Source organism: Tannerella forsythia 92A2, from assembly GCF_000238215.1.
Taxonomy (GTDB): domain Bacteria; phylum Bacteroidota; class Bacteroidia; order Bacteroidales; family Tannerellaceae; genus Tannerella; species Tannerella forsythia.
The window spans coordinates 1197223-1223054 of record NC_016610.1 but is presented as its reverse complement, the minus strand read 5'-3'; the positions used below and the strand labels follow the sequence as shown (position 1 = coordinate 1223054).

Annotated in this window: 17 protein-coding genes, 1 tRNA gene and 1 pseudogene; 10 read left to right on the top strand and 9 right to left on the bottom strand. The window is 47.3% G+C overall.

Annotated features, from left to right (window positions below):
- Positions 1-10: 10 nt before the first annotated feature.
- On the bottom strand, positions 11-3010 hold the full coding sequence (locus BFO_RS04920; RefSeq protein ID WP_014224538.1) for a tetratricopeptide repeat protein: 3000 nt from the start codon (positions 3008-3010) through the stop codon (positions 11-13).
- Positions 3011-3129: 119 nt separating this feature from the next.
- Positions 3130-6102: a PEP/pyruvate-binding domain-containing protein gene (locus BFO_RS04915; protein ID WP_041590683.1), complete on the bottom strand. Its 2973-nt coding sequence runs from the start codon at positions 6100-6102 to the stop codon at positions 3130-3132.
- Positions 6103-6212: 110 nt separating this feature from the next.
- On the opposite strand from BFO_RS04915, the gene gdhA reads away from it, so the two are divergent.
- A complete protein-coding gene (gene gdhA, locus BFO_RS04910) occupies positions 6213-7547 on the top strand; it encodes an NADP-specific glutamate dehydrogenase (RefSeq protein WP_014224534.1) in 1335 nt (444 codons plus the stop codon).
- A gap of 47 nt (positions 7548-7594) precedes the next feature.
- On the opposite strand, the gene ruvC is transcribed toward gdhA, so the two are convergent.
- The gene (gene ruvC / locus BFO_RS04905; protein WP_014224533.1) at positions 7595-8170 is read right to left on the bottom strand and encodes a crossover junction endodeoxyribonuclease RuvC; all 576 of its coding nucleotides are present in this window, start codon (positions 8168-8170) and stop codon (positions 7595-7597) included.
- Positions 8167-8481: a DUF4286 family protein gene (locus BFO_RS04900; RefSeq protein ID WP_014224532.1), complete on the bottom strand. Its 315-nt coding sequence runs from the start codon at positions 8479-8481 to the stop codon at positions 8167-8169. The genes ruvC and BFO_RS04900 overlap by 4 nt, the downstream gene beginning before the upstream one ends.
- A 73-nt stretch (positions 8482-8554) precedes the next feature.
- Here BFO_RS04900 and BFO_RS04895 point away from each other — a divergent pair.
- Positions 8555-8628: transfer RNA gene (locus BFO_RS04895), tRNA-Ala, on the top strand.
- 33 nt (positions 8629-8661) lie between these two features.
- Here BFO_RS04895 and BFO_RS04890 read toward each other — a convergent pair.
- A complete protein-coding gene (locus BFO_RS04890; RefSeq protein ID WP_014224531.1) occupies positions 8662-10317 on the bottom strand; it encodes a phospholipase D-like domain-containing protein in 1656 nt (551 codons plus the stop codon).
- 406 nt (positions 10318-10723) lie between these two features.
- Between BFO_RS04890 and BFO_RS04885 the strand changes: the two genes are divergently transcribed.
- A complete protein-coding gene (locus tag BFO_RS04885; RefSeq protein ID WP_014224529.1) occupies positions 10724-14482 on the top strand; it encodes a T9SS type A sorting domain-containing protein in 3759 nt (1252 codons plus the stop codon).
- Between the two features lie 104 nt (positions 14483-14586).
- Entirely contained in the window at positions 14587-15495 is a 909-nt protein-coding gene (locus BFO_RS04880; protein WP_041590682.1) for an alpha/beta fold hydrolase, read from the top strand.
- On the opposite strand, the gene ispG is transcribed toward BFO_RS04880, so the two are convergent.
- The 4 genes from ispG to rpoN form a co-directional block, all read right to left on the bottom strand.
- A complete protein-coding gene (gene ispG, locus BFO_RS04875) occupies positions 15443-17272 on the bottom strand; it encodes a (E)-4-hydroxy-3-methylbut-2-enyl-diphosphate synthase (RefSeq protein ID WP_014224528.1) in 1830 nt (609 codons plus the stop codon). The genes BFO_RS04880 and ispG overlap by 53 nt on opposite strands.
- Positions 17269-17775, bottom strand: coding sequence for a 5-(carboxyamino)imidazole ribonucleotide mutase (purE, locus tag BFO_RS04870; protein ID WP_014224527.1), 507 nt, complete (start codon positions 17773-17775; stop codon positions 17269-17271). Before purE ends, ispG begins: the two co-directional genes overlap by 4 nt.
- A gap of 6 nt (positions 17776-17781) precedes the next feature.
- Entirely contained in the window at positions 17782-18159 is a 378-nt protein-coding gene (gcvH, locus tag BFO_RS04865; protein ID WP_014224526.1) for a glycine cleavage system protein GcvH, read from the bottom strand.
- A gap of 80 nt (positions 18160-18239) precedes the next feature.
- The gene (gene rpoN, locus BFO_RS04860) at positions 18240-19697 is read right to left on the bottom strand and encodes an RNA polymerase factor sigma-54 (protein ID WP_041591135.1); all 1458 of its coding nucleotides are present in this window, start codon (positions 19695-19697) and stop codon (positions 18240-18242) included.
- Positions 19698-19861: 164 nt separating this feature from the next.
- Here rpoN and BFO_RS04855 point away from each other — a divergent pair, with 164 nt between their 5' ends.
- The 6 genes and pseudogenes from BFO_RS04855 (at position 19862) to BFO_RS04830 (ending at position 25781) form a co-directional block, all read left to right on the top strand.
- Positions 19862-21064 carry an IS110 family RNA-guided transposase gene (locus BFO_RS04855; RefSeq protein WP_014225157.1) on the top strand — a complete coding sequence of 401 codons (1203 nt, stop codon included), beginning with the start codon at positions 19862-19864 and terminating at the stop codon, positions 21062-21064.
- Positions 21065-21424: 360 nt separating this feature from the next.
- The gene (locus BFO_RS04850; protein WP_041591134.1) at positions 21425-22339 is read left to right on the top strand and encodes a ribonuclease Z; all 915 of its coding nucleotides are present in this window, start codon (positions 21425-21427) and stop codon (positions 22337-22339) included.
- Between the two features lie 609 nt (positions 22340-22948).
- Complete coding sequence (locus BFO_RS04845) at positions 22949-23461, top strand: hypothetical protein (RefSeq protein WP_014224520.1); 513 nt, start codon at positions 22949-22951, stop codon at positions 23459-23461.
- 14 nt (positions 23462-23475) lie between these two features.
- Entirely contained in the window at positions 23476-23889 is a 414-nt protein-coding gene (locus tag BFO_RS04840) for a hypothetical protein (protein ID WP_014224519.1), read from the top strand.
- Between the two features lie 35 nt (positions 23890-23924).
- Positions 23925-25168: pseudogene (locus BFO_RS04835) on the top strand (ISL3 family transposase).
- A 181-nt stretch (positions 25169-25349) separates the two neighbouring features.
- The gene (locus tag BFO_RS04830; RefSeq protein ID WP_041590680.1) at positions 25350-25781 is read left to right on the top strand and encodes a hypothetical protein; all 432 of its coding nucleotides are present in this window, start codon (positions 25350-25352) and stop codon (positions 25779-25781) included.
- The last annotated feature ends 51 nt before the right edge of the window (positions 25782-25832 follow it).

The window sequence follows — 25832 nt, the reverse complement described above, 5'->3', positions numbered from 1 at the left end:
ATCCTTTTCTTTATTTCAGTTTTGCGAGTCGTTCCGTTATCATTCCGGCAATGTCATCATTGCCTTTGTAATTCTTTTGCAGGCTTGTGAGGTATTGACGTGCTTGAAATTTATCTCCTTTCCGAACATACACGTCAGAGAGCAACACGAATCCGCGTGCAAGCCAGTAACGATGGGTTGTACCTTTCTCAATGAAGTTCAGCAATTCCTTTTCGGCCTTGTCAAGCTCGTTTCCGTCGTAATAAGACTGAGCTAATAAGTATTTAGCCTCAGCTCCGTAAACCGTATGCGTATCTTTACTCAGTGCCTGCAGATCGACCCGGGCTTTATTTTCTTCACCCAAGCCGAGATACGATTGAGCACGCAAGTAACGGGCTTCGGCCTCTACTTCGGGTCTGAGTTTCGAACTTTTTAGCAGTTCATCGGCTGCCAGCAAGGCTTCGGTCTGTTGTCCTGTCTGCCGGGCACAGCGCATAATACCCAGTCTGGCCGCCTCACGATTATGAGCCGTTTCAGCGATAACTGCCAGCCATTTGAAACTCTTGATGGCCTCGGCACAATCTTTTTGCAGGTATTCCACCTCGGCTTTGCGTGCTACCGACTCTTCGAGAAATTTCGTATTGCCGCTTTCGGCTACCGCCGTATACCTTGCTCTTGCTTCGTCGTAATTTTTCTGATTGAATGCAATCTGAGCCAGATAATAATTGGCATTCGGACTGAATGCTCCCTGTGGAAACTGTTGCAAATAATTGTTCAAACTTCGGAACGCTCCCTCATTATCGCCACGCATAAAGAGTTTCTCGGCAGCAAAATACGTTAAAGAATCCTGCTCGCTCGCACCCAATCGGGTCGATGTATTTCCAAGCGAGTTGACATAGCTTGCATACGATGCCACATCGTTCATATCCACATAGACCGATTTCAGGTCCTGTACGGCTGTCATTGCTTCTTCACTGCCCGGATAGTCGCTGATCACTTTCTTATAGGCTTCGACGGACCGCTCAGGCTGGTTATTGTTAAAGTACAAAAGGCCGAGTTGCAAACCCGATTTCCGTGCCAGACTGCTCTGTGGGAAACGCTGTTGCAGTTCTTTGAAAGCGTCGGCCGCCAGATCGTAGTTTTCCATCAGCACATACGAACGCCCTTTCTCATACAAGGCATCGTCTGCGTAGGGGGATTCGGGATATTCACGGATAACCCGGTCCATCAGACTGATCTTTCCTTTGTAATCTTTCTGCAATCCCAGAAGGAATCCTTTCTGATAAAGCGCATAATCTCCGCTCGAAGGCTGCAATGACGCGGCGCGTGTGTATTGCTCTTCGGCCGACGTGAACTGACGGTTATGGAACAGGCAGTCGCCGATTCGGTTATAGGCATCGGCCAGCGATATCGCCGATGTGTTTTTTTCGAGGTCGACATACTGCCGGAAAGCTGAATGTGCCGCTTCGTAGTTCTTCTGCTTGAAATAGCAATACCCCAGATTGTAATGTGCAAGCGCATAAGCATCGGAGGCTCGGTCAGGCGTATTTGCTGCGAAGGCACGGAAGTCTGAGGCCGCATCACTGAAGTTATGCTGACGGTAATAAGCCTCTCCACGCCAGAAGTAGGCGTCGCTATAGACTTCCTTGTCATAGTTCCCTAATGCGATGGCGCTGTTGAAGTAATCGACGGCCTTCTCGGGCTGTTGGTTAGCAAAAGCCTGTGTTCCCAATCGGAATAATACGTTTTGACGCGCAGCTTGGATCTTGGCTCCCGGTTGGCGTATCTTTTCGATCGAAGCCAATGCTGCTTCATAATTCTTTGTGGTAAGATACACTTCAGCCAAGTAATCGTTTACTTTGTCCGTGTATTTCGAGTCCGGAAAACGGTTCAGGAAATCTTCGAAAATGGTGACTGACTCGCCAAATCCGGAAAATGACGTCTCATGAATCAGCAGAGCGTAGTTATACATGGCCGTTTCCTGCACCTGCTTGTCGAATTCGGATGTCGTGGCCATCTCAAAGGCCATGCGTGCCTTATTTTTATCATTCGTCTTGAGGTAAGACTGTCCTAAATAGAGGTAGGCATTTTGTGTCAATGCATCTTCTTCATCAATGGCTTCAGTCAACGCTTCGATCGCCTGGTCATAATTGCCTTGATTATAGTGGCAGACACCTAAAATATACATATCGCCACGAAGTACGGAATCCGTATGAGCCACATATTTTTCCAGCCGATCAATCGCTTTCGATGGCTCGCCGTTCCGGTAGTAGGCGTTTCCCAATAACCGGTATATCTCCGAATTATTCGCACTATTCGGGTAAGCTCGCAAGAGCTCTTCACCATCTGCGATGACCCGGTCGTAACGATTTTCAATAAAATTGATCTGGGTGATGTAATAAAGAGCCTGTTCGCGATAAGTCAGACTATTTTTCAGCCGGTTAAATCCGGTCAAGGCTTTTTCATAGTTGCCTGTGGCATAATCGATATAAGCCAAATAATACCCGGAAGCTTCTTTGTACTTATGTCCGACCTGTTGGATGCGGGCAAAGTAGTTCCGCGCCGTGCGCAGATCGTCGGTCTGCAATAAAGCATAAGCCATACGGAACGCATAAGCCTCCTGTTGCTCTTCGTCGAGGTAATCGATTTCGGAGCGATTAAACCATTCGATCGCTGCCTGATAATTCTCCTGTGCAAAGGAAGTTGAGCCAAGCATGAAGCAAATTTCGTCTCCATGACGTGTGTCGGGATAAGTCGTCAGATAGTTCTCGAGTATCTCGATGGCTGCCGGATGATCTTGTCCGAAAGCGACGCAGGCCAGCATATAGTCTGCTTCCTGAATCAGATCGCGATTGGTCGATTGTGCTTTATAAGCGTTCAGTTTGTCGGAGCAACCGGGATAGTTTCGTAAATGAAATAACTCTTTCCCCTCGTTAAATAACCGCTCGGGCGACTCGAATTGATGCGTACGCTGCCCATATGTCAGACAACATCCGGTCATCAAAAACAGTGAAATAACAATTTTCTTCATACGCTTCTAATGGCTAATGGCTTACATTTATCTCCGCAAAGATAGCCATCCTTTCCGGAAAACGGGATTAATTTCCTTTTATTTTATGTCCGTAAACTCTTTGCCTTATAAAACAAAGATCACTCCTGTGTTTGTTCATTAGGTTTCATCACGACACCTAACCCTTGGCGGCCGTCTATTTTGATCGTTATCGGATGCTCGAAATGTACGAGCCGCAGATACTCCGTCTCCCGTAAAGCCGGTTGTGCATTCAGAAACGCTTCATCGAACGTACCTCCGCCAAACGAAGGATGAATCGTAAAATAGCCTGCACCGCACGACGTCAAGTTCTGGAAAAAGTGCGTCCCCTGACTCGGGTCCATCCGGTAATGGTCCAAACTGTATTCCACGATCACTCGTGCATGACTGATATGCGGCCATTTTACCGGAATACCGAGCCACGGGTCATGACTACCCCATCGACCAGGACCGACCAACACATAGTAACAACCTCTACCGGAAAATTCACGATTGATCGCCTCGATTTCTGCTGCAATCGTTTGCGTCCGGGACGAATCGAAAGATGCGGTCTTGACGTACAGCACATCGTGCACATCATTCGAGATGCCGTGTCCCAGTGAGTTGGGCGACCAGAGAATCGTATCGTTCGGATCCACGCGCTTCAGATCTTCGTCTATCATTTCTTTTTGATCGACGATCGGGCGGATTTGCAGCAAATAAAACGATGCACGATCGCGTTTTTGCGGATGAATATTGACTGCAAATTCAATCTCGACCGGACGTCCCATTTCTTTCTGACCGATCTGGAGCAAGGTGTCAAGCGTTTTAGCTAACGGAAACATATCATGCTGCAAAATATTTGCAAACGACAAGATTTTCCGTCCGCCGGGGTAATAACCGTCACGGATGATCTGGTCATGAGGCTCGTATGTCGAGACGATAAACTTCAATGCCCCATCTTCATCGGCATCTTTAACTCCCAAACGTATCAAATTGAACGAGTCGTCGACCGAAAAACGGGTTGGCATATTCTTCATATCTAATGCCAGAAAATGGGTCTGCGTCTCCTTCAAGGCAAATTCGGTTGTGCTCATCTGCAAGATATTGCGAGGATGACGAGGTGAAAAACGCAGCGTAACGCCACCGTCGACAATGTATTTACCCAATCCCAAAGCAATGTTGACAATACCGTCTTCGGCCTTCTCCTTGCCAATGGGATAAAAGTTCAGGGAGCGTGCCACTCCACTGATCAGCGGATAGAGACGGTCGTTAAACCGTACGCCGACGACTTCCTGAAGCACGACGGCCATTTTTTCCTGATCGATCAGGTTGCTTGTAGCCGTCATATAAGCCTTACTGTCGCGATAAAACACAGACGCATAAACCCCTTTGACGGCATCGCTCACCGCCCGCAGCATCTCGTTTTTATTGTCCATATTAGGCACCATATACGTCGAATAGACACCTGCGAACGGCTGATAATGGGCATCTTCGAGCAAACTCGACGAACGAACCGCGATCGGGCGCTTCACCACTTCGAAGAAAGCCATCAGATCGTCGACCAACCTCTTCGGAAGTTCGGCCTCCAAGAAACGGCTAAGCATCTCCTCGTCGCTGATATCACTCAATGCCAGTGGATACAGACGGTTCGTTTCCATAAACTCATCGAAGATATCGGTGCAGAGAACAACCGTTTTAGGGATGTTGACCGGAAAGTTCTCCTGATCCAGCATCGGATAGCGTTTGATCATCGCACCGATAAAAGCCAGTCCCCGCCCTTTACCTCCGAGTGATCCCTCGCCGATACGTGCAAAATTACTGTACTCGTCAAATCGTTCTTTCTGATAAACAGCCACAACCCCGGAGTTCTTCATCTGCCGATACTGTACGATGACATCGAAAATAAGTTGCCGTGCATCATTCAAGTCCGCGCACATGTTCACATCAATCTGTTTCAGCAGTTCAGCCGGCGGAAACATCGCGCGTGAATAGAAGAAACGCGAAAAGTGATTGCGCGAAAGATGATACCTGAGCGAGCGTTCCGGAATATTAAAAATCTGATGTTGTAATCCTTTCAGGTCTTTGATACGCATAATCTCCTCTTTTGTTTCAGGTTCCAGGATCACAAAGTCGCCAAAGCCGAAGCGTCGCATAATTTTTTCACGCAAATCTTGCGGATAACTCTTGGAATTCTTATCGATAAATGAAGCGCCCAGTTTTCGGGCATATTCGCGATTGCTCGATTCGGAGGATTCCATAATGATCGGTGTCACCGGTCCTGTTTCACGCACATATTGCCCGAAACGGTAGCCTGCCAGCATATCTTTCTTTCCCTCACGCGTAAAGCTCATATCGGAAACGATACCCAGAATATGTTCACGATACCGGTCATATATAGCTGTTGCTTCTTCGTAGGTGCGTGCCAGCTTGATCTTCGGCCTTCCGCGCATCCGAAGCGTCCGCTGATGATCATTCAGTGCTTCTTTGGCAAATTCCTGACTTTGTTCCAATACAACTTTGTAAAGATGCGGCAGTGCCGAAGAGTAGAAGCGTATGGAGTCTTCGACCAGCAGGATGATCTGTACCCCTACGCTGGCTGTGTCGTCCGGCGCGTTCATGTTGTCTTCAATCAGTTTGATGATCGCCAGAAGCAGGTCCGAATTCCCCAGCCAACTGAAGACGTAATCGATAACGCTTAAATCTTCATTCACCACACGTCTTGTTACTTCTTTCGAGAAAGGCGTCAAAACCACAATCGGAATGGCCGGGAACTGTTGTTTAATTTCTTTCGGAGCGCCGAAAATATCGGCCTCCATCATGTTCGGCATGAAAATGATCAGTTCGAATGTCCGATTGGCCAGCTCCCGTAAGGCTTCCGCTTCGGTCGAAACCTGTGTGAATCGCGGTGGATAACGCAAGCTCAGCGACATGTATTCATTGAAAATCTGCTCATCCACTCGCCCGTCATCTTCGAGCATGAACGTATCGTATTCCGTTGCAATCAGCAGCACATTATATATACGCTTATTCATCAGATCAGCAAACGAAACATCTTTGAATGCAACTTTTTGAAAGTCCTTTATTTTGCTCATACAATTCACGATCCCTACCTGTTACGGGATCATTCGCCAAAATTAAAGAAAAATATTTGGTATACCGTAAAAACTCCTTACATTTGTGGACTTTTAAAAATAAAAAAAACATGAAGACCGAAGAAATCTTATTATCATTGGAAGCCAAGCATCCCGGAGAGAAGGAATACTTGCAGGCTGTCAAAGAAGTGCTTATCTCAATTGAAGATGTTTACAACGAACATCCGGAATTTGAAAAAGCAAAAATCATCGAACGGTTAGTGGAACCCGACCGTATTTTTACATTCCGTGTGCCCTGGGTCGACGATCAGGGCGAAGTACATGTCAACCTCGGTTACCGCGTACAGTTTAACAATGCAATTGGCCCGTATAAAGGTGGGCTGCGTTTCCATCCGTCGGTAAACCTCTCGATCCTGAAATTCCTCGGCTTCGAGCAAACCTTCAAAAATGCATTGACCACCCTTCCTATGGGGGGCGGAAAAGGCGGGGCGGATTTTGCTTTCCGCGGACGCAGTGATGCCGAAGTGATGCGCTTCTGTCAGTCGTTCATGATGGAACTCTGGCGTAACATCGGCCCGGATACGGATGTTCCGGCAGGTGACATTGGCGTAGGTGCACGCGAAGTGGGTTATCTCTATGGCATGTACAAAAAATTAGCTCGTGAAAATACGGGAACGATGACGGGTAAGGGCATGGAATTCGGAGGGTCGATCTTGCGTCCCGAAGCGACCGGTTTCGGTGGACTTTATTTCGTACATCAGATGTTGCGTGAGCACGGGCACGATATCCAAGGCAAAACGGTTGCAATTTCCGGTTTCGGTAACGTAGCCTGGGGTGCTGCCACCAAAGCGACCGAGTTGGGTGCAAAAGTCGTAACTATTTCCGGTCCAGATGGCTATATTTACGATCCGGCAGGTATCTCCGGTAAGAAAATTGATTATATGCTCGAGTTGCGTGCTTCCGGAAATGATATTGTTGCTCCATATGCCGACGAATTTAAGGGAGCAACATTCTTTGCAGGCAAACGCCCGTGGGAGCAGAAGGTTGATATTGCGTTGCCGTGTGCTACACAGAACGAATTAGGCGCTGAAGATGCACGTGCTCTGATTGACCATGACACGCTATGCGTGGCCGAGATTTCGAACATGGGTTGTACGGCCGAAGCAGTCGATCTGTTCCTGCATAACAACCGTCTGTTTGCTCCGGGTAAAGCGGTGAATGCAGGTGGTGTGGCCACATCGGGGTTAGAAATGACCCAGAATGCCATGCATATCTCCTGGCCGGCGTCAGAAGTAGATGAGAAACTGCATCAGATCATGAGCAGCATCCACGAACAGTGCGTGCTCCACGGTCGCGAAGGCAAATATATCAACTACGTGAAAGGAGCGAACATTGCAGGGTTTATGAAAGTAGCCCGCGCAATGATGGCACAAGGCGTAGTATAACAGTTACATCCGGCGATCGCGGCGGAAAAGAACACAACTGTTTATTTTCACCGCACCTTGCCGGGATTTTTAGCAATGAAATCTTTCCAACCGGTGTATGCTTTTTCGGGCATGGGCCGGTTGGTTTGCAAATAGTGACAATAGGCTGCGGCCAGCCCATCCGTCGCATCAAGTTGCGGAAGCATACATTCGTCGGGAATACGGAGGATATGCTGCAACATGCCGGCCACCTGCTCTTTAGCCGCTTGTCCGTTACCGGTGATGGCCATCTTAATCTTCAACGGCGCATACTCGAATATCGGCACGTCACGATTTAACGCTGCGGCAATGGCAGCCCCCTGTGCACGTCCCAGCTTCAACATACTTTGTATATTCTTCCCGAAAAAAGGCGCTTCGATCGCCATCTCGTCTGGATGATATTGGTCGATTAGCGAGATGACACGTTCATAAATGCGGCGCAGACGTACATAGTGATCTTCATAACGGTCTAACTTCAACACGCCCATCGTTTCGAGGGCTGCTTTTCGCCCATTGATGGAAAGTACGCCATATCCCATAACGATCGTCCCAGGGTCAATCCCGAGAATAATCCGTTCTAAAGCCGTCGCCCCCCCTCCTTTCATATCAAATCAAGTTCTTCGAGTACAGTCGAGAACCCCGCCATCTCATGTCCGAATCGCGCGACAAGCTCTTGATGTAACGCTGCCCCTTCGTCACACATCCAGGCTTGTAACGTCTTTTCATCGCTTACCCCGAACTGCACAGACAGACTGACTCCTTCCGCACCTTCCACCTCATGAACGACTCGCTGCAAACGTGGCGATCGGAGTTGACCGCTGCGCGTTGCCGCCGGGATGTAAACCGTCCGTAAATAAGCAAGCCCCTCTTCATATTTCCTGTGTGAGAGATGAAATGTCGTATAAAAAACAAGCATAGTCCGTAAATTTCCCGTCAAAGGTAGCGCTATTGTTGAAAAAAACGTTACCTTTGCCGTGAAATAATTCGAGGGGGTATTAGCTCATCTGGCTAGAGCGCGACACTGGCAGTGTCGAGGTGAGCGGTTCGAGTCCGCTATACTCCACCTCTTGTGGGAAGAAACATATTCTTCCTTTTTTTATTCGCTGACCTGAGCGAAATATTTTCTCCGTGCTCCCCGTGCATTGTCCCGGAAATAATCTTTCCACCAATCGTCGGTTCTCAGGTATTTCGGTTTTTCGAGAGGGTCGCGCCATTGCAGCGATTCACGAAACGAGTAGTGGCTGAACAGCCTCATGTATTCGCCCAAGTAGATGTCGGCCACCCTCTGGTTGCCGCGGACGATCACCATATTCTCGTCGTTGTTCTTCGTGGAAGCGACGCTGAAATTGGCCGAACCGGTAACCACGATGGGGTTTTTGCCCAGCGGATCGATGAGCATAAACTTGTTGTGGATGTATTTCACGTTGGAGTTCAATCCTGTGAGCCGTTCCCGGAGCCATCCGTCGAAACGATTCGTGCGGATCATATTGCCAATAGCGAATACATTCTCTTTCTTACGCCGGATCGCTTCGATCTCCTTCTTCTCCCTTTCAAATTTCTCCCGGTCTTTTCCGGCCATGCACGCTTTCTCCATAAGTGCATATCGCAACGGCGTGCGTGCGGTCTGATACACCTTCCTGAACTCTTCGTTCATTCCAAAAGCGAACGTCATAAACAACGCATGCCTGGCCGACCGTGCCATACCGGCATAATTCTCCAGCACCTCCATACCGGTGCGCGGGCTGAAGACCACCATTTCCTCCTCCCGGAACGGCAAAGCGAATGCCGGCGTGATCTCTTCCACCCGTTTCTTCATCGGCCCGTTCTCGGGGTCGCTTCGCAATGCCTCCCAATAGCGTGCGTACCGCTCGGCAATGGCGGGATTGTTGACGACATGCGCCACGTTGGAATGTCCGAAAATGCCTCCTTCCGAAAAATTCATCCCACCCGTCCATACCGATACCGGACGGCCTCTTTCGAGCTTCAGGATGAATTTATTGTGCGAAATGCAGGATTTGCCGTTGAGGCGGGGCGTGCAACAAGAGGCAAGCCCCGTCTCGCGGATGGCCGCTTCATTGATCAGGCGCGGATACTCCTTCCGTCCGTCGTAAACAATCCGCACATCCACTCCCCGCTTCATCGCTTTCCCGATCACTTCGAGAAAAGGACGGTAATGAAACTCGTAGGCCGCAATCCGCAAGCTGTGCTCCGGCCCGCACGACTCCACAAAACTCACCAGCGCTTCGTAGGCCCCACGCGAGAGCCATTCAAACGCCCTATTGTCCGGCACATCCTTCGGCGACACATCGCCGAATCGCCGCACATATTCCTGCGAGGCGGCCGACCCTCTGTTGAAAAAGACATTGTGCCCCACGTCCTCCTCTTTCTCGGTACGTATCGCCACCCGCACGGTGGCATAGACCGTTAAATGGGCCGGCGTGCCCTTCAGGGCAGACACCTCGTAGGTGTAGGCATATCCCGGCTTGGCCGAATAGTCGGCCCACTGGAAACTCTGAATGGGAAACTTATGCGTGGAATACTGCGTGCCGGGTTTGAGCCTCGGGTCCGTCTCCTCAAAAACTTTCGATGCTTTCAGATAATACCTCTCCCCCTCGGTATGGTCTTCCCGCAAAACCGAAAAGCCGAGCAACCCCTCGCACTCCTCTTCGGGCAAATGAATGCCCAGCAAAACCACATGGCTTCCGGATACGGCATATACCTTCAGCCCTCCTTTTTTTCTTTGTGCTCTCATAAGAACCTTTTTTATCTGGTGATTTTCTTCAAAATATCGTATTCAGCCTTTTTCGCTGTAAAGATATAAAAAAATAAAGAATCCGGCCTTCGTTTAATCTGAATTTTTAAAGGCAATAAAAAACAGGTGAAAATCAATAACAATTCTTCCGACAGATCTCAACCATTTCAAGCCATTCAGAGCATAATCAGATATTCTGACAGTAAGGGCCCCGATCCATCTTACAACAGATTTATGCTTTGTATATTAGATTATACGGCTAAAATATATAGAATAATATTGAACGCACAGTTTTTTTTTGAAAAATATTTTTTCCTCTCATAATTTACATCTAATTTTGTGGTGACATTTATAATGTCTCCGAATTTGCAAACCAGTTAAATTCTTCATAATAATAAATAAGGACATGAAAACAAAATTACTTGGAATCCTTGCCCTCTGCCTGGGGGTAGCTTATGCTGCACAAGCGCAGTTTCGCATTGGGACAACGGACTACCCGACACTGAGTGCGGCCGTGGCTGCCGTCCCCACAACAGGAATTCCTACGACCATCGAAGCCACAATGAATCACAGTATGACGACGGCTGTAACCGTAAACAGCGGCCAGCACATCGTATTGAAAAGCGCGGGAGGGATATTTACACTCAAACGCAGCGCAGCACTTCTTACGTCTTTGATCACGGTACAAAATGATGCTACCCTCCTCATGGAGGGTATCGTGCTTGACGGAGGCGCTTTATGGGACCAGCAGGCTCTCACGGTGCAGGCCGATACGACCCGTACGAACAGTGGCCTTATGGCCGATCATCCGCTCATCCTTATAAATGCCGGTGCTACGCTGATACTTAACGACGGTGCGATCTTACAGAATAACCATAACACCGGTTCAGGGGATTGTGCCGGAATCCGGAACTCCGGGAAGCTAACCCTCAACAACGGCTCTCTTATTCGGTTATGTTCTTATCATCCCGCCGGAGCCGCTTCCGGAACGGTTGCCGGCGCCATTTGCAGTACAGGACCCAATTCGGTGGTAACGATGAATGGCCATGCCACGATTGCCGGATGTATGTCCGAAGCTGATGATAACGACGCGGGAGGAATCTTCAGCGGGCATGGTTCGCTTGTTATGATGAACGGTAATTCGTCTGTCTATGGCTGTTATAGTAAAAATACCGGTGGCGGAGTAACACAACGCGAAAACAAATTCATCATGAACGGAAGTGCTTCTATCCATCACTGCGCTTCGAAAAGCGGAGGCGGAATAGCTGCCTACACAGACGCTACGGTCGAAATGCAAGGTAATGCCTCCGTACACAGCAATGAAGCATCCGAATTGGCAGGTGGGGTATCTCTGAGCATGAGAGGTGCCGGAGGCGGTGCAACACTGCATATGAACGACAATACCAGTATATACAATAACCGGTCGAAAAAAGTAGCCGGCGGGGTAGCGAATGAATCCGGCCGAATTTATTTGCAAGACAATGCCGGCATACGTAATAATCAGTCCGGGATGAATGGCGGAGGGGTCGCCCTTTCGGGAACACCCACAGCTCAGGGAACTCTATACATGGCCGGTGGACGTATTAATCACAATGCTGCGAAAACGACACAAGGTGGTATTTCGATGGATTCACATGCTACAGTACATCTCCGCTTCGGCGAAATCGCTTATAATACGGCATCAGAGAGCGGTGGGGGAATTTATGCTTCCGGGCTGACCGATACCATCCGTATCTCCGGAGGACGAATAGCCAGCAATAAGGCGCCGACTGCAGCCGGCATCGGTGTCAATAACCAAACCGTACTTTATATGACCGGTGGCGAAATCAGCGGTAATCAGGCTTCTCAAAAAGCCGGAGGCCTCTTTATCGGCTCGCATGCAACGAATACTCCAGAAGTAAGCATCCTTGGACGCGCAACGATACAGAACAATAAGGCGCCTGTAGGCAACGGCATCTTCATGGCGGCTGACAAAAACGGGGGAACGGTCTCTGTGTTTAATCTCGGGGGAACGGCGTACGTTATGGATGATATCTTTTTGGAAAAAGATACGTTGAATCCCGCTCCCAACGGTGACCCGCTACGCAATAAATTTATCACGCTCGTCAGTGAACCGGAACGGAGGTTCAGGATCACTACCGACACACACCATGATGCTCCCTACGGACGAATCGTCGTCGTGCCGGGAACGACAACCATAGACGGTACGACCTATACGTTGGCTGATGCATCCTCTTATGCCGACAAATTCACGCACTCCATCAAATCCGTTGTCAGAGGACTTCCTTCTACTCCTACAGCCCAGAAGCTCATTCTTGGATGCTACGACCCGGATATGATTACCATACTCCGTACACCTTTGGGAAAACCGGCCAAAGTAAATGTGCCTCAAACCTTTGCCGTAAAAAATGCCTCATCGTCCATCTCGGGATATACGTGGACATTTGCCGAAGGGACACCGGCTTCATCAACGGTTGCCGCTCCGAGTGTCACTTGGACAACCATCGGCCAAAAACAGATCGAATTGAAAATCTTTGAAAAAGGAATCAGTTATGCTCCGGGCGACACGATGCGATGCGAAATGGTTGCGAAAAGAACAGTCAACATACAAGGAAAAACAATCGACTTTTTCGTGAACAAGCGATCAACATCCGGACTACAGACCGGTCTTTCATGGAAAGATGCATTCCTGAACCTGGATACGGCTCTGGCTGTTGCCGGCAAGGGCGACCGGATATGGATGGCTGAAGGGGTCTATACGCCTGCCGGCGGCTCGTACGTGATGGCTTACGACAGTGTAGAAGTGTACGGAGGCTTTGGGGGTGCGGAGTCGGCGATTGAGGAACGTAATATCGTTGCCCACCCGACGATATTACAAGGTAAAGACTCGTCGGTTATCCGGATTGACGGGAATCGTTCTTATCCCGAAGGAGGATGTGGAGTCAGTCGCGGTGCACGGTGGGATGGCTTCATCATTACCGGAGGTATGGCTAAACAGGGCGCCGGTATCTTTAATGACAATGGTTCTCCGACGATTGTCAATTGTATCATCCGCGGCAATGCGGCCACACACGAAGGCGGCGGCGTATATACTCTCTCACGCGGAACATGTGCAACTGGAAGTCCGTTGTTCATCAATACCGAGATAAGTGGGAATCAGGCAAATCGAGGCGCCGGCATGTACAATGAAGGAGGTGCGACGAATCTGCTGAATGTCACTCTTTCCGGGAATCAGGCAAGAGTGTCGGGAGCAGGGATGTATAATGCGCAGACAACAGGTGTGAAAGTCATGAATAGTATCATCTATGATAATCGTACGATTGCATCGCAAATCCTTCCTAACATTGTGAATATGGCAGTCGGTACGGAGTATTCTTTCTGCGTGATCGAAGGTATAGACGTTCCTAACGCATGGAACTTATTGGGCACGAATGCAGGAGATAATCATACCGGCATCCTGTATTTTGCCAAGCCCGGATTCAATACTAACGGGGGAATGGTGGCCGGAGACTATCGTTTGAAAGACGTGCGGAGCGTAGCAAACAATGCGGGATGGAATCCGCCGATTATTACTGCCGGGTGCACAAAGGACCTGGCGGGAGGGGAACGAATCTATGACGACCGGGTGGATATCGGAGCATACGAATTTATTCCGAAAAATCTGCCGCCGACTCAGTTGAGTCATAGTGTCGTGATCAACGAATGTGAACATGCCAAGACGAAACCCGGTAAAGGAATTCATTCGGTTCCTTCGCGAGAGAATTTTACGTTCACGATTACGCCGGACGAAGGATATACACTCGATGAGCTGGAGATCACAACCGGTTCCAAATGGCAGGATAAAGATGGCGGAATGAAAAAAACAAAGAACCTCGACGGCAGTATGACGGTCGTGTTCCGTTACGTGACGGAGTCTCTGAACGTTCGGTTCTCCGGCATCAAACCTACGGCAAACCAATTGATTGAAGAATATGCAGCAGTATGGGCAGACAGAAACGGTATACATATTCGGACGGATCAACCCGCCATGGTGCAGATATACACAGTGATGGGTACACTCTCTTACCATCAACAACTTCCGGCAGGTGAAATTGCCCTCTCACTGGCCAAAGGATTATACATCGTCAAGATTGATCAAATGGTACAAAAGATCATTATTAAATAGACAGATAAATATAAAGAATACTGTGTCACGGAAAGACAGGGTATGAATATCTTTTTCCGTGACACAGTACTTATACTTAAGTAAGTGTTCAATTTATACCTGTAATGAAAAGAAACAATACCGAAGTGTATCAATCAGCTGAAGGCAGGCGATTGCTTCACGATTTATATCGTAAACATTTGCTGGCATTGAAAGTCCCTCTTTCGGAACAGATGGTGGAAACATGTTTCGGAGATACACACGTCATGTATTACGGTTCCCCGAGCGGTATGCCCGTCATGTGTTTCAGTGGAGAGTGGATCACCAACCCGTTGGCGATGCGCCCTTTTATCGAAGGGTTGGATTTAAGGCGATTACGACTCGTTGCACCGGATGTGCCGGGAGGAGTAGGATTCAGCGCGGAACAACGTCTGCAGGCGGCCAAATACGAATACGGGCAGTGGGCTTTCCAAGTCATGGACAGTCTGGGACTTCGGGAATGTGCGGTATTAGGTTACTCATGGGGGGCCAATATCGCCTTACAACTCTGTACGGAAGCGCTGTTGTGCGTCCGGCGGCTTTTGCTTGTTCAGCCGGCCGGCATCACAAAGAACTTGTCATTGAAAGTCGAGAAGCTGATGCGTATGGGAGATAAACATGAAGAACAGCTGACCGATGAACTGCTAAAAAAACACTTGATGCCGGTGCTTTCGTTCGAACACGACGACTTAATCGAAATGGCCAGAATACTCTTTCTGCATATGAAGATTTCCAAAGGAGATTGGAAAGAATTCCGGAAGAAAGATTTACATAAGTTTCGCGCACCGGTAGGTCTGGTTGCCGATAAATCCGACTGTTTATTTCCGGGTGAAGAAGTCATGAAACGCGCCCGTAAAATCATCCCATTCCTTGAAATGTCAAACCTGACCAACCTCGGATGTCATTTCGGACTTTTTAAAAATGATGACTATACGCGCGAAGTCATGGCTTCAATAACCGACTTTTTGCTACGCGACGTAGTGGATGCTCGTTGAGGTCTGTCGGAGGCGCTGTGGTTTCGATGCTGAGGTTTTCGGCAATTAACTTGAGCAATTGCTCTACGGCTTCTTCTTCAGGGATATTCTTGAGTACACACGTTTTCCCCTTATACAGACTGATCCGACCACGTCCCGCACCGACATAGCCGTAATCCGCATCAGCCATCTCACCGGGTCCATTGACGATGCATCCCATGATACCGATCTTCAACCCCGTTAAGTGAGATGTCGCCGCCTTGATACGGGAGATGGTTGTTTGCAGGTTATAAAGTGTCCGTCCGCATCCGGGGCATGATATATATTCCGTACGGCTGATTCGGGCACGTGCAGCTTGCAGGATACCGAAAGCAAGGCGATCAGTCACCGAAGCATCGAACCCATCGCTCGTAATCATAACCCCGTTACCGATTCCATCGATAAGCAGTACCCCGAGATCGGCCGCCGCTTTGATCTGAAGGTTTTCGAGATCGGTCTCCTTATAATGACGATGCAGGATAAGCGGCGTTTGAGATTGGGCTTCTTTAAGACGAAGGACAGCTGCACGCGCCTCGTTGACCCCGTCGGCCGAGAGCCTTTTCAAGATCAGGACAACAGCCTCCTGCCCCTTGATTTCTTCAATAAATGCTGGGGTAAGATCGGCAATGGTAACTTCCATTAAACGGACATGGCTCGGCTTCAGAGTTTCGCCTGTGCGATAGATATTTGATTCGTGTACAGACTGTGTGTCATTATCATTGTAAGATACCCGAAAATAATCCGGCCGATCGACTGTTGAAATCGCAAGATCATCCGGTTTCCGGCATGAAATAACAACAGGAAGATGTTCTCCACCGATGATTTCGACGGCCTTCGTCTCCCTCGTATAATCCGTGACCGTACCTTGATAGGTTGAGGGCATATCGGTGAATTCGACCTCCCTGCAGGCCTCAATATGATGTACCAGCTTCCGTGCGACGGGTATTTCGGCTTCGGGAGGCTCGCTGAGCGATACACGGATCGTATCGCCGATACCGTCGGTCAGCAACGCCCCGATGCCTGTGACGCTTTTGATGCGTCCGTCTTCATCGTTACCGGCCTCGGTCACCCCCAAATGCAATGGATAATACATATCTTCGGCTTCCATCATGCGCACGAGAAGTCGTACGGTACGCACCATAACGACTGTATTCGAAGCCTTGACGGAAAGTACGACATCGTTGAAATGCTCCTCCTTGCAAATGCGGAGAAACTCCATACATGAGGCGACCATACCCTCGGGCGTATCGCCATAACGATTCATGATACGATCCGAAAGAGAGCCGTGATTGACACCGATGCGGATAGCCGTGCGATGTTTTCGGCATAGACGGAGAAAAGGAATAAAGCGGTCGCGAATCTTTTGAAGCCCGGCTGCATATTCTTCGTCCGTATAATCAGTGCTTCGAAATTTACGTACCCCATCTACATAGTTACCGGGATTAATTCGGACTTTTTCGACATGAACAGCAGCCACCTCAGCCGCTTTAGGATTAAAATGAATATCGGCCACGAGAGGTGTTTCACACCCCTTTTCGCGCAATTTGCTGCGGATAAGACCGAGGTTATGAGCCTCCCGCTCACCTTGCGCCGTGAAGCGTATGTATTCGGCACCCGCTTCGGCCATACGGAGAGCCTGAGCTACGGCAGCATCCGTATCCATGGTCGAAACATCGGCCATGGACTGGATACGAACAGGATTGGTTCCTCCGAGCGGAGTATTCCCGATCGTTACAACCGATGTGTGGCGGCGTTTCAATTCGTTTTATATTTGAACTTCACAGCGGCCAACTCTTCATTGGCCTTGACGATCTTCTTCTTCAAATCCTCCTTATAAGCTGCCAGGTGAGAGCTCAACTTCTCATCGCCAAGGGCAAGCATCTGTACAGCCAGAATAGCAGCATTCTGTGCTCCGTTGATGCCTACTGTCGCGACGGGAATACCGGGCGGCATTTGTACGATAGCCAATAACGCGTCCATACCATCCAACGAAGCATTGATAGGTACGCCGATGACGGGTAACGTTGTCATTGAAGCAATCACGCCGCAGAGGTGTGCCGCCATACCGGCCGCTGCAATAATGACTTTGATTCCGCGTCCGGCGGCATTTTTGGCAAACCGTTCCACCTCTTCGGGAGTACGGTGGGCCGAGAGAGCGTTCATCTCGAACGGGATTTCCATCTCGTCGAGGAATTGTGCCGCCTTATTCATCACGGGCAAGTCTGACGTACTGCCCATGATGATACTTACAACCGGTTTCATACCAGTTTATCCGATAAGATTCTGATAATCGGCAGCAGAAAGCAGAGACTCAGCTTTGCTTACGTCGTCCGGTTTGATTTTTACGATCCACCCTTTGCCATACGGATCTTCATTGATCAACTCCGGTTTATCTTCGAGTTCGGAATTGACTTCGAGAATCTCGCCACATACAGGCATCAACAGGTCTGAAACGGTTTTTACGGCTTCGATAGAGCCGAACGCCTCTTCCTGAGCTACATGCTCACCCTCGGTGGGAATGTCAACATAGACGATTTCGCCCAGCTCTTTCTGTGCATAATCGGTAATACCTACATAGGCGCAGTCGCCCTCAACACGGATCCATTCATGGTCCTTGGTGTACTTTAATTCTGTCGGGAAATTCATGATTCTAATTTTTTATGGGTTAATGTTATTCCGCGACAAAGATAAAAAACTTTCCGATAACCGTAATGGAACGGTCTGTTTTAAATTTCTTTTCGGAGTCGGGCTACGGGGATTCCCATTTGCTCTCGATATTTGGCCACGGTACGGCGTGCCAACCGATAGCCTTTCTCTTTCAGAAGGACTGAAAGCGCATCGTCGGTAACAGGATTCTGTTTATCTTCCGCATCGATGGTTTCGCGCATAATTTGCTTGATTTCACGTGTAGATATTTCTTCACCGCTATCGTTACGAGCTGATTCGGAAAAGAAGTACTTCAGCGGGAAAATCCCGAAGTTCGTTTGTACGTACTTACTGTTGCTGACACGCGAGATGGTCGAGATATCGTATCCCGCACGTTCGGCTACGTCTTTCAGAATCATCGGCCGGAGCTTCGTTTCATCGCCGGTGAGGAAAAATTCGTTTTGCAATACGACGATCGCTTCCATGGTACGCTGTAAAGTCTCTTGACGTTGCCGAACAGCATTGATAAACCACTGTGCAGCATCGAGTTTCTGTTTGACAAACTGAACGGCATTGCGCATCTCCGGGCTGCGGTTCGTCTTGTTGCCGGCATAATCGCGAAACATATCGCTGTATTCACGGCTGATGCGTAAGTCGGGCACATCGCGCTGATTCATACTCAGCGTCAGTTCACCGTTGTGATTTTCGACGATGAAATCGGGTGTGATTTCGTTCATGGCACTCTCGGAAGATTCGTTCCAGCCGTTGCCGGGCTTGGGGTTAAGTGCCGTTATTTCATGTAAAACGGCTCGCAAGGTTTCGTCGTCTATATTCAAGGCCCGCTGAATCTTGTCGTAATGCTTCCGTATAAAAGCTTCAAAATGACAATCAATGATTTCTGTGGCCTGACGGGTGTAAGGTGTCTGTTCTTTTTTCTCGAGCTGGATATGCAAACATTCCTGCAAGTTGCGCGCTCCGATACCGATGGGTTCGAAATCCTGAATGACTTTTAAGGTTGGTTCGATGTCGGATTCGTTCACATCTACCCCAGCCTTAAACATCAAGTCGTCTGCAATGGCCGACAGTTCGCGACGCAAATAACCGTCGTCATCAATATTCCCTATGATGTATTCGCCTATTTTCTTTTCTTCCTCGGTCAGATTCCGAAGACTGAGTTGTTCGACAAGGAAGTCATGGAGCGAAGGGCCGGCAGAAAAAGGAATATCTTCGCGTCGTTCGTTTGCGCCGTTCATTACACGAATCTGGTAATCAGGAATATCATCTTCGGTAAGATAGTTGCCAAGGGTTAAATCGGTCTCGTTTTCCGGGCTTTCATATATGGTTTCATCTGCCTCGGAACCATCGGTTTCACCATCCGACAAGGGTTCGCGCCCTTCTTCAAGCGCCGGATTTTCTTCAAGCTCCTGCCGGATGCGTTCTTCCATTTCGATGGCCGGCAACTCGAGCATGCGGATAATCTGAATTTGCTGGGGTGAAAGACGTTGTTGTAAACTTTGTTGTAACTGCTGTTTCTGCATAAAAAGCATCTGAAAACGTATGTGCAAATTTAGATAAAATCCTCGAGATTTTACACCGGGCAGATAAAAACACAAGGCCGACGCTCTGTTTTCTGTCCCCTCCTCTGCGTGTTCTTAGCCACAATTTTACTATCTTGGAGGGAAAAAAATTTAAAAAAATAATTATGAACAGAACTCGAACAGTTGCCGGCCTTGATGTGCACAAAGATAGCATTTATCTCTGTATTATGGGGTATGACCAGGCCATTATTTGGGAAAATACTTATGGAGTGCTTACTCCCGACTTGCGTGAGATGCATCATGACATGAGAGCCCATGGTGTCACCGAAGCAGCTATGGAGAGCACGGCCGTCTATTGGGTTCCGGTATGGACGGAACTCTGCGAATCGATGGAACTCAGATTGGTGAATCCCTATTTCATCAAGCAGCTTCCCGGCAGGAAAAGTGACGTGAAGGATGCCCGATGGATCGCGGAGTGTCTTCTGAAAAATCTCATCAAGGGAAGCTTCGTTCCCGAGCCCATCGTGCAGGATATGCGCAAATTGAACCGCCGTATCATGGACCTGTGCGAAGATACGACCTACAACAGCAACAAACTCGACGCAGCTTTGCAAAGATGCGGTTTTAGGCTCAGCAATTACGTGGCTACCACCAAAAGTAAAAGCTATCGGTCTGTACTCAAAGCGATAATCGACGGACAGACCGATCCTGATGAACTCCTCAGTCTTGTGCATGGACGCATACTCAACAAACATGGACGTGAGAGGGTGAAAGCCGCGCTGACAGGCTCGTTCTCAGAAACTGACCTGATTGTTCTCAGACAATTGAAGGAAACACTCGACCTGATCGAAAAACAGACGGCGTACTGTCAGCAAGAACTCGTCCGGCTCTGCAAAGAACATTACCCCAAACCATACGAACGCCTGCAAACCATCCCCGGTGTCAAGGAACGCGCAGCCACGGCAATCATTGCGGAAACAGGTGTTGATATGAAGATGTTCGCTACGGCGGCAAGCCTTGTGGGATGGTGCGGTCTGAAACCGCGTAACGATGTAAGCAACGGGCGTTTCAAAAGCAGAAAAGTGACACACGGAAACAGATACCTCAGACAAATATTGATCGAAATTGCATGGGCTGCATCACGAACCCGAAACTGTTTCTTCTCTCATTTCAGCTACCTCCAAACTACCGTCAAGAAAAAGAACAAAATGAAGATCCAGGTGGCCATCGCTCGGAAAATACTCGTTGCCGTATGGCACATGCTCTCCAAAGAAGAGGATTTCATTGACATTTATCTCAAAAGGCAGGAAGAGTTGAAAAGAACAGAAGGACAAATCAAACTGCTTGAATCGTATATGGCCGATTAGCCATTTGATATACCTTTCGGTGCCACGTAATTACCTTTGTGGTGCACAGAGTAGCCCGTTTCGCAAATTTACAGATACACCGGAAGGAGTCGGACACCGGCATAAGCTACCCAAGCTTGTAGAGGAAAGTAACATACTTATATTCGCAATCTCCGAGACACACCGACCGTCACGGAGCCAACAGTCGTGTGTTATAGTCACCCAAACAACCGAATTTGGGAGGGATTGAGCAGCAATGTAAGCAAACTCACAAAATACGTTTTAGAGGAAAGGTAGTGTAAAAAAAGAAACGGGGAAAGAACAACGAGAAGAAAGCAGAAAATATACGTACCTTTGCGGCTCATGAACAGAGAGAAAAATATGATACGTTTCGATGTGACCTTGCTGGGATGCGGTTCGGCGACACCGACCTTGCGTCACGAGGCAACCGCTCAAGTCGTAAATCTGCACGATAAACTGTATATGATTGACTGTGGTGAAGGAGCACAGCTACAAATGAGGAGGATGCATATCCGATTCAATCGTCTGACCCATATTTTTATTTCCCATCTGCACGGCGATCATTGTTTCGGACTGCCCGGATTACTTTCAACACTCGGTATGTTGGGACGCAAAGGCGAGTTAGTGATTCACGGGCCTCATGCCCTCGGTGATTTTATTCGCCCTGTTCTCGCCTTATTCTGCAAAGAAATGGGATACACCGTACGGCTAAACCTGATTGATCCCCAAAAGCATGCACTGGTGATGGAAGATCGTTCGCTCAGTGTCTGGTCTATTCCGCTAAAGCATCGCATACCTACGTGCGGCTACCTTTTTGCCGAGAAACCTCGCGAAGCTCATCTGATACGTGAAATGATCGATTTTTACCAAGTGCCTGTCAAAGCATTGAGGGGTATCAAGCAGGGAGAAAATTTTATAACACCCGAAGGGGTAACCGTTCCTCATACGCGACTGACACGACCGGCACAACCGCCGAGGCGTTACGCGTTCTGTTCGGATACAGCCTTTGAACCGTCTATTGTTCCTTATATCGAAGGAGTTGACTGCTTATATCATGAAGCAACGTTTATGGATAGTGAACTGGCACGCGCCAGAGAAACGTTTCATTCTACAGCCCGTCAAGCCGCGGAAATTGCCCGTATGGCAGGTGCAAAAAAACTCGTAATAGGACATTATTCAGCTCGCTACGAAGATATTAACCCATTACTTGGAGAAGCTCAAGCCATTTTTTCGAACACCATTGCAGGTCAGGAAGGCATGATTGTCCAAGTCTGACACAATGATCCGTTAAAGAACATGCCTGCGATCACACAGAGCGATTCCTTTTAAAAATATCGCTAAACAAAACACAATTAAACATTAAAAACAGCCCTTCGGGCGTTGGGTTGTTTGATTGTTGAGTTGTCGAATTGTTGGCTGATAGCTGACTGCTTAAAAGCTGATAGCTGACCACTGTAACAGCTCCGAAGGGGTGCGTTAATTCAGCCCAATGTGTAGCGAAGCGAAGCGTTGGGGAAAAAAGAATACCCACTCCTGCGGAGGGCTGTAAACCTTATATAAAATATTAATTTATTTAATGGTCGAGATGTTTTACTTAAACAAACTTGCGTGCTTTGTGTAACTTTCGCGTTTTCTGCGGTAATTTTACCACTAAGTTCACAATGGATTACACAAAGAGCGCAAAAAAAACAGACAAAATATTTGCATCTGATCAAAAAAACATTTATACCTTTGTCGTACATAACAAAAAATATAAGACCATGGAAATAACAGCCGACACTCCACCTGACAAGCCGATGTGCCTCGCAAACCGCAACGGAGGCGCAGCGTAAAAGAAATATCCGGAACGCGGAAAACATGTACAAACTTAAAAAACAGAAAAACATGAAACAGCAAATCATTTTATGGATAAGTACCCTGCTTTTACTAACAGCAGGAGCGGGGTGTAAGAAAGATGTTATTGCTCCTGAAGTAACCATAGAAAAAGAGTTGCAAAATGAAGATTCAACCTCTTCCGGTAACTCAAATTCTCTTGAAGTAACCATAATAAAAAAGCTGCCCAAAATAACCGCGATAGGTAATCATAAAGAATCGAAGGTTATCCGGTCAGAGAAAGAACTTAAATCGGTGTTTACTGAAAAAGATTTAAAACACTTCAAAGATTTACAGCAGATCGATTTCTCGAAACACACTCTGCTATTGGGATATGGAACCTATGGTAATCAAGTAACGAATATGGAACATTCATTTGTAAGAACAGGTTCCAATGCTTATACTTACTTGTTGAAGGTGGATGGCGATGCAACCCAGCCTGACGTTTTTCGTTACGGTATCTTAGTTGACAAACTTGCTCAATCGGCAAAAGTTACCTTTAAAATAGAACCGTTACATATTTAAATAATTTCAAGATTATGAAAAAGATAGTTTTTATAGTGCTACTTTTCCCTTTATCATTGCTTGCTCAAGAGCACTTTTATTATTATAAGGGAAAGAAACAACCGTTACAGTTAGATACAACACGTGTATTTATTTATACAGTCAATGATGTTGCTTTACAAAAAAGCAATCTGATATCAAAAAGAACTTTAAATTTACATAAGGAACAAATTTTAAAGCAAAAACAAAAGATTTCAACGGATTTTTATTGGACTGAGCTCAAATTATCCACAATGAATGAGGGGAGAAGCTATAAAGAACGAGTGAGCAAATTAAAACAAATTGAGGGAGTACAAACGGTATCCCCTTATTTTATAGGAAGATATGGAATGAAAATAGGTCTTTCTAATTTTTTCGGGTCTGTGTTGAATCGTGTGGGTAACCCATAGATCAGCATTCGGAAAAAAGTTGTATAATTGCATTCATGGATACGAACATGTTATTCTCTATTGGTTTGAATTTGTCTTTTCCCTGGAAAGTGGTTAAGAGTGAGTTTCGTTTGCTTGATGAGAGCAATATCCGCGAGCTTCATATTTGGATTGACTTTGAGTACGGCTCCCGGTTCATCTCTTCTAAGGGAACCTTACTTTCCCCTCACGACACGGTTGACAAGCAGTGGCGTCATCTGAATTTCTTTGAGCATCCATGTTATTTGCATGCTCGTGTTCCTCGATTGAAGACCGATGTTTCCTCAATAGAGATGGTACAGGTTCCCTGGGCACGGCATAACTCGGGCTTTACGATGCTTTTCGAGGCGTTTGCGATGGCTCTTATAGAAGAAGAGACTCCTGTCAACTCTGTAGCTAAGACAGTAAAGGAATATCCCAAGCGTATATGGACCATATTCCGTCATTGGATAAGCAAAGGCAAGCGTAATCTCAACTTGTGCGGAGTCAGACGTATAGGCGTGAATGAAACCTCTCGCAGGAAAGGACATTCATACATCACTCAGTTTGTTGACCTTGACACCAGAGAGACGATATTCGTCTGTCCGGGCAAGGATTCAGATACATTCAAGAGGTTTTCCCAATGGCTCATAGAGCATGATGGAGATCCTTCGCTTATAGAGGTGGTTGCTATGGACATGTCCAATGCTTTCACCTCCGGCTGCATGACGTATTTCCCTCAAGCACATATTGTATATGACAAGTTCCACATAGTACAGGACACCAACAAGAGACTTGATGAGGTGCGCAAGGCAGAAGTGGGTGAGAAGAAACTGCTGAAAGGGCATCGGTTTACACTGCTGCATCTTCGGAAGAACCTGCCGGAAGGAAGGTTGCAAGAGCTTGATACGATATTGCTCACCTACCCATCTCTTGGAAAAGCCTATAGCCTCAAGGAAGGCCTCGTTGATATACTTCATGCCGCCACTGCCAAATCTCAAGGAGCATGGGAAGACTTTCTCAAATGGATGGAGATGGCTGAGCAGTCTCTGCATTGGAACCGTTCAGAAAACCGGTGGCAACGTTCAAGGGGCATCTGTTCGGCATAAAGACATTCTTTGAGCAGGGAACTATCACAAATGGGGTATTGGAAAGTCTTAACTCTAAAGTACAATTGGCCAAAAGAAGAGCCAGAGGATACGCAAATGTGAATAACTTTATGGATATGGTATACTACATAAACGGAGGAAGGAATTTCCATTACCCACTCAAATCAACATAGAGCCCATGTTTGTGACCGATATGATGATGGGTAGTGGTGGTATTCTTTACTATTTCTATGATTGTAGAGGGAATAAAATTGTGTGGGATACAACTAAAAATGAGGAGCTTTTTTCATTCACTCAGAAATTAAAGTCAGCCAAAGTCATTTATACCAATATTCCATTATAAAATAAACTCTTATGAAAAAGATTTTTTATTTATTTATACTTCATATTGTCATATCTTTCTCAATAAAAGGCCAATGTGACATAAGGATGAATGATATATATACGCCTAATGGCAGTCCAGTAGTTACATTTCTAATGTGTGAGTCAAGCATAGAGAAACGAAAAAGTCTCGATCAATACTATGCTCAACATTATCCACATGCTGTGCAAATAAAAACATATGATAATTGTAGTTCTACACGTAAGTTTAATTGTCATGGATATGCTTGGTTGAGAGTTGAGCAAAATATTGATCGGTGGATAGGGACAGGATGGCCTAATGATATTGTAGATCCTGAGAAAATATATATAACTGATGGCAGTTACACTGAGGTTTCACAAGAAACATATCCGGGAAAAGTCTTTTGGGCATCTGGTGATCATACTGCTATAACAACCGAGTAACAAGGGATATTCATCTCAAAATGGAATGAATGGCCATTAATGAAACATTCA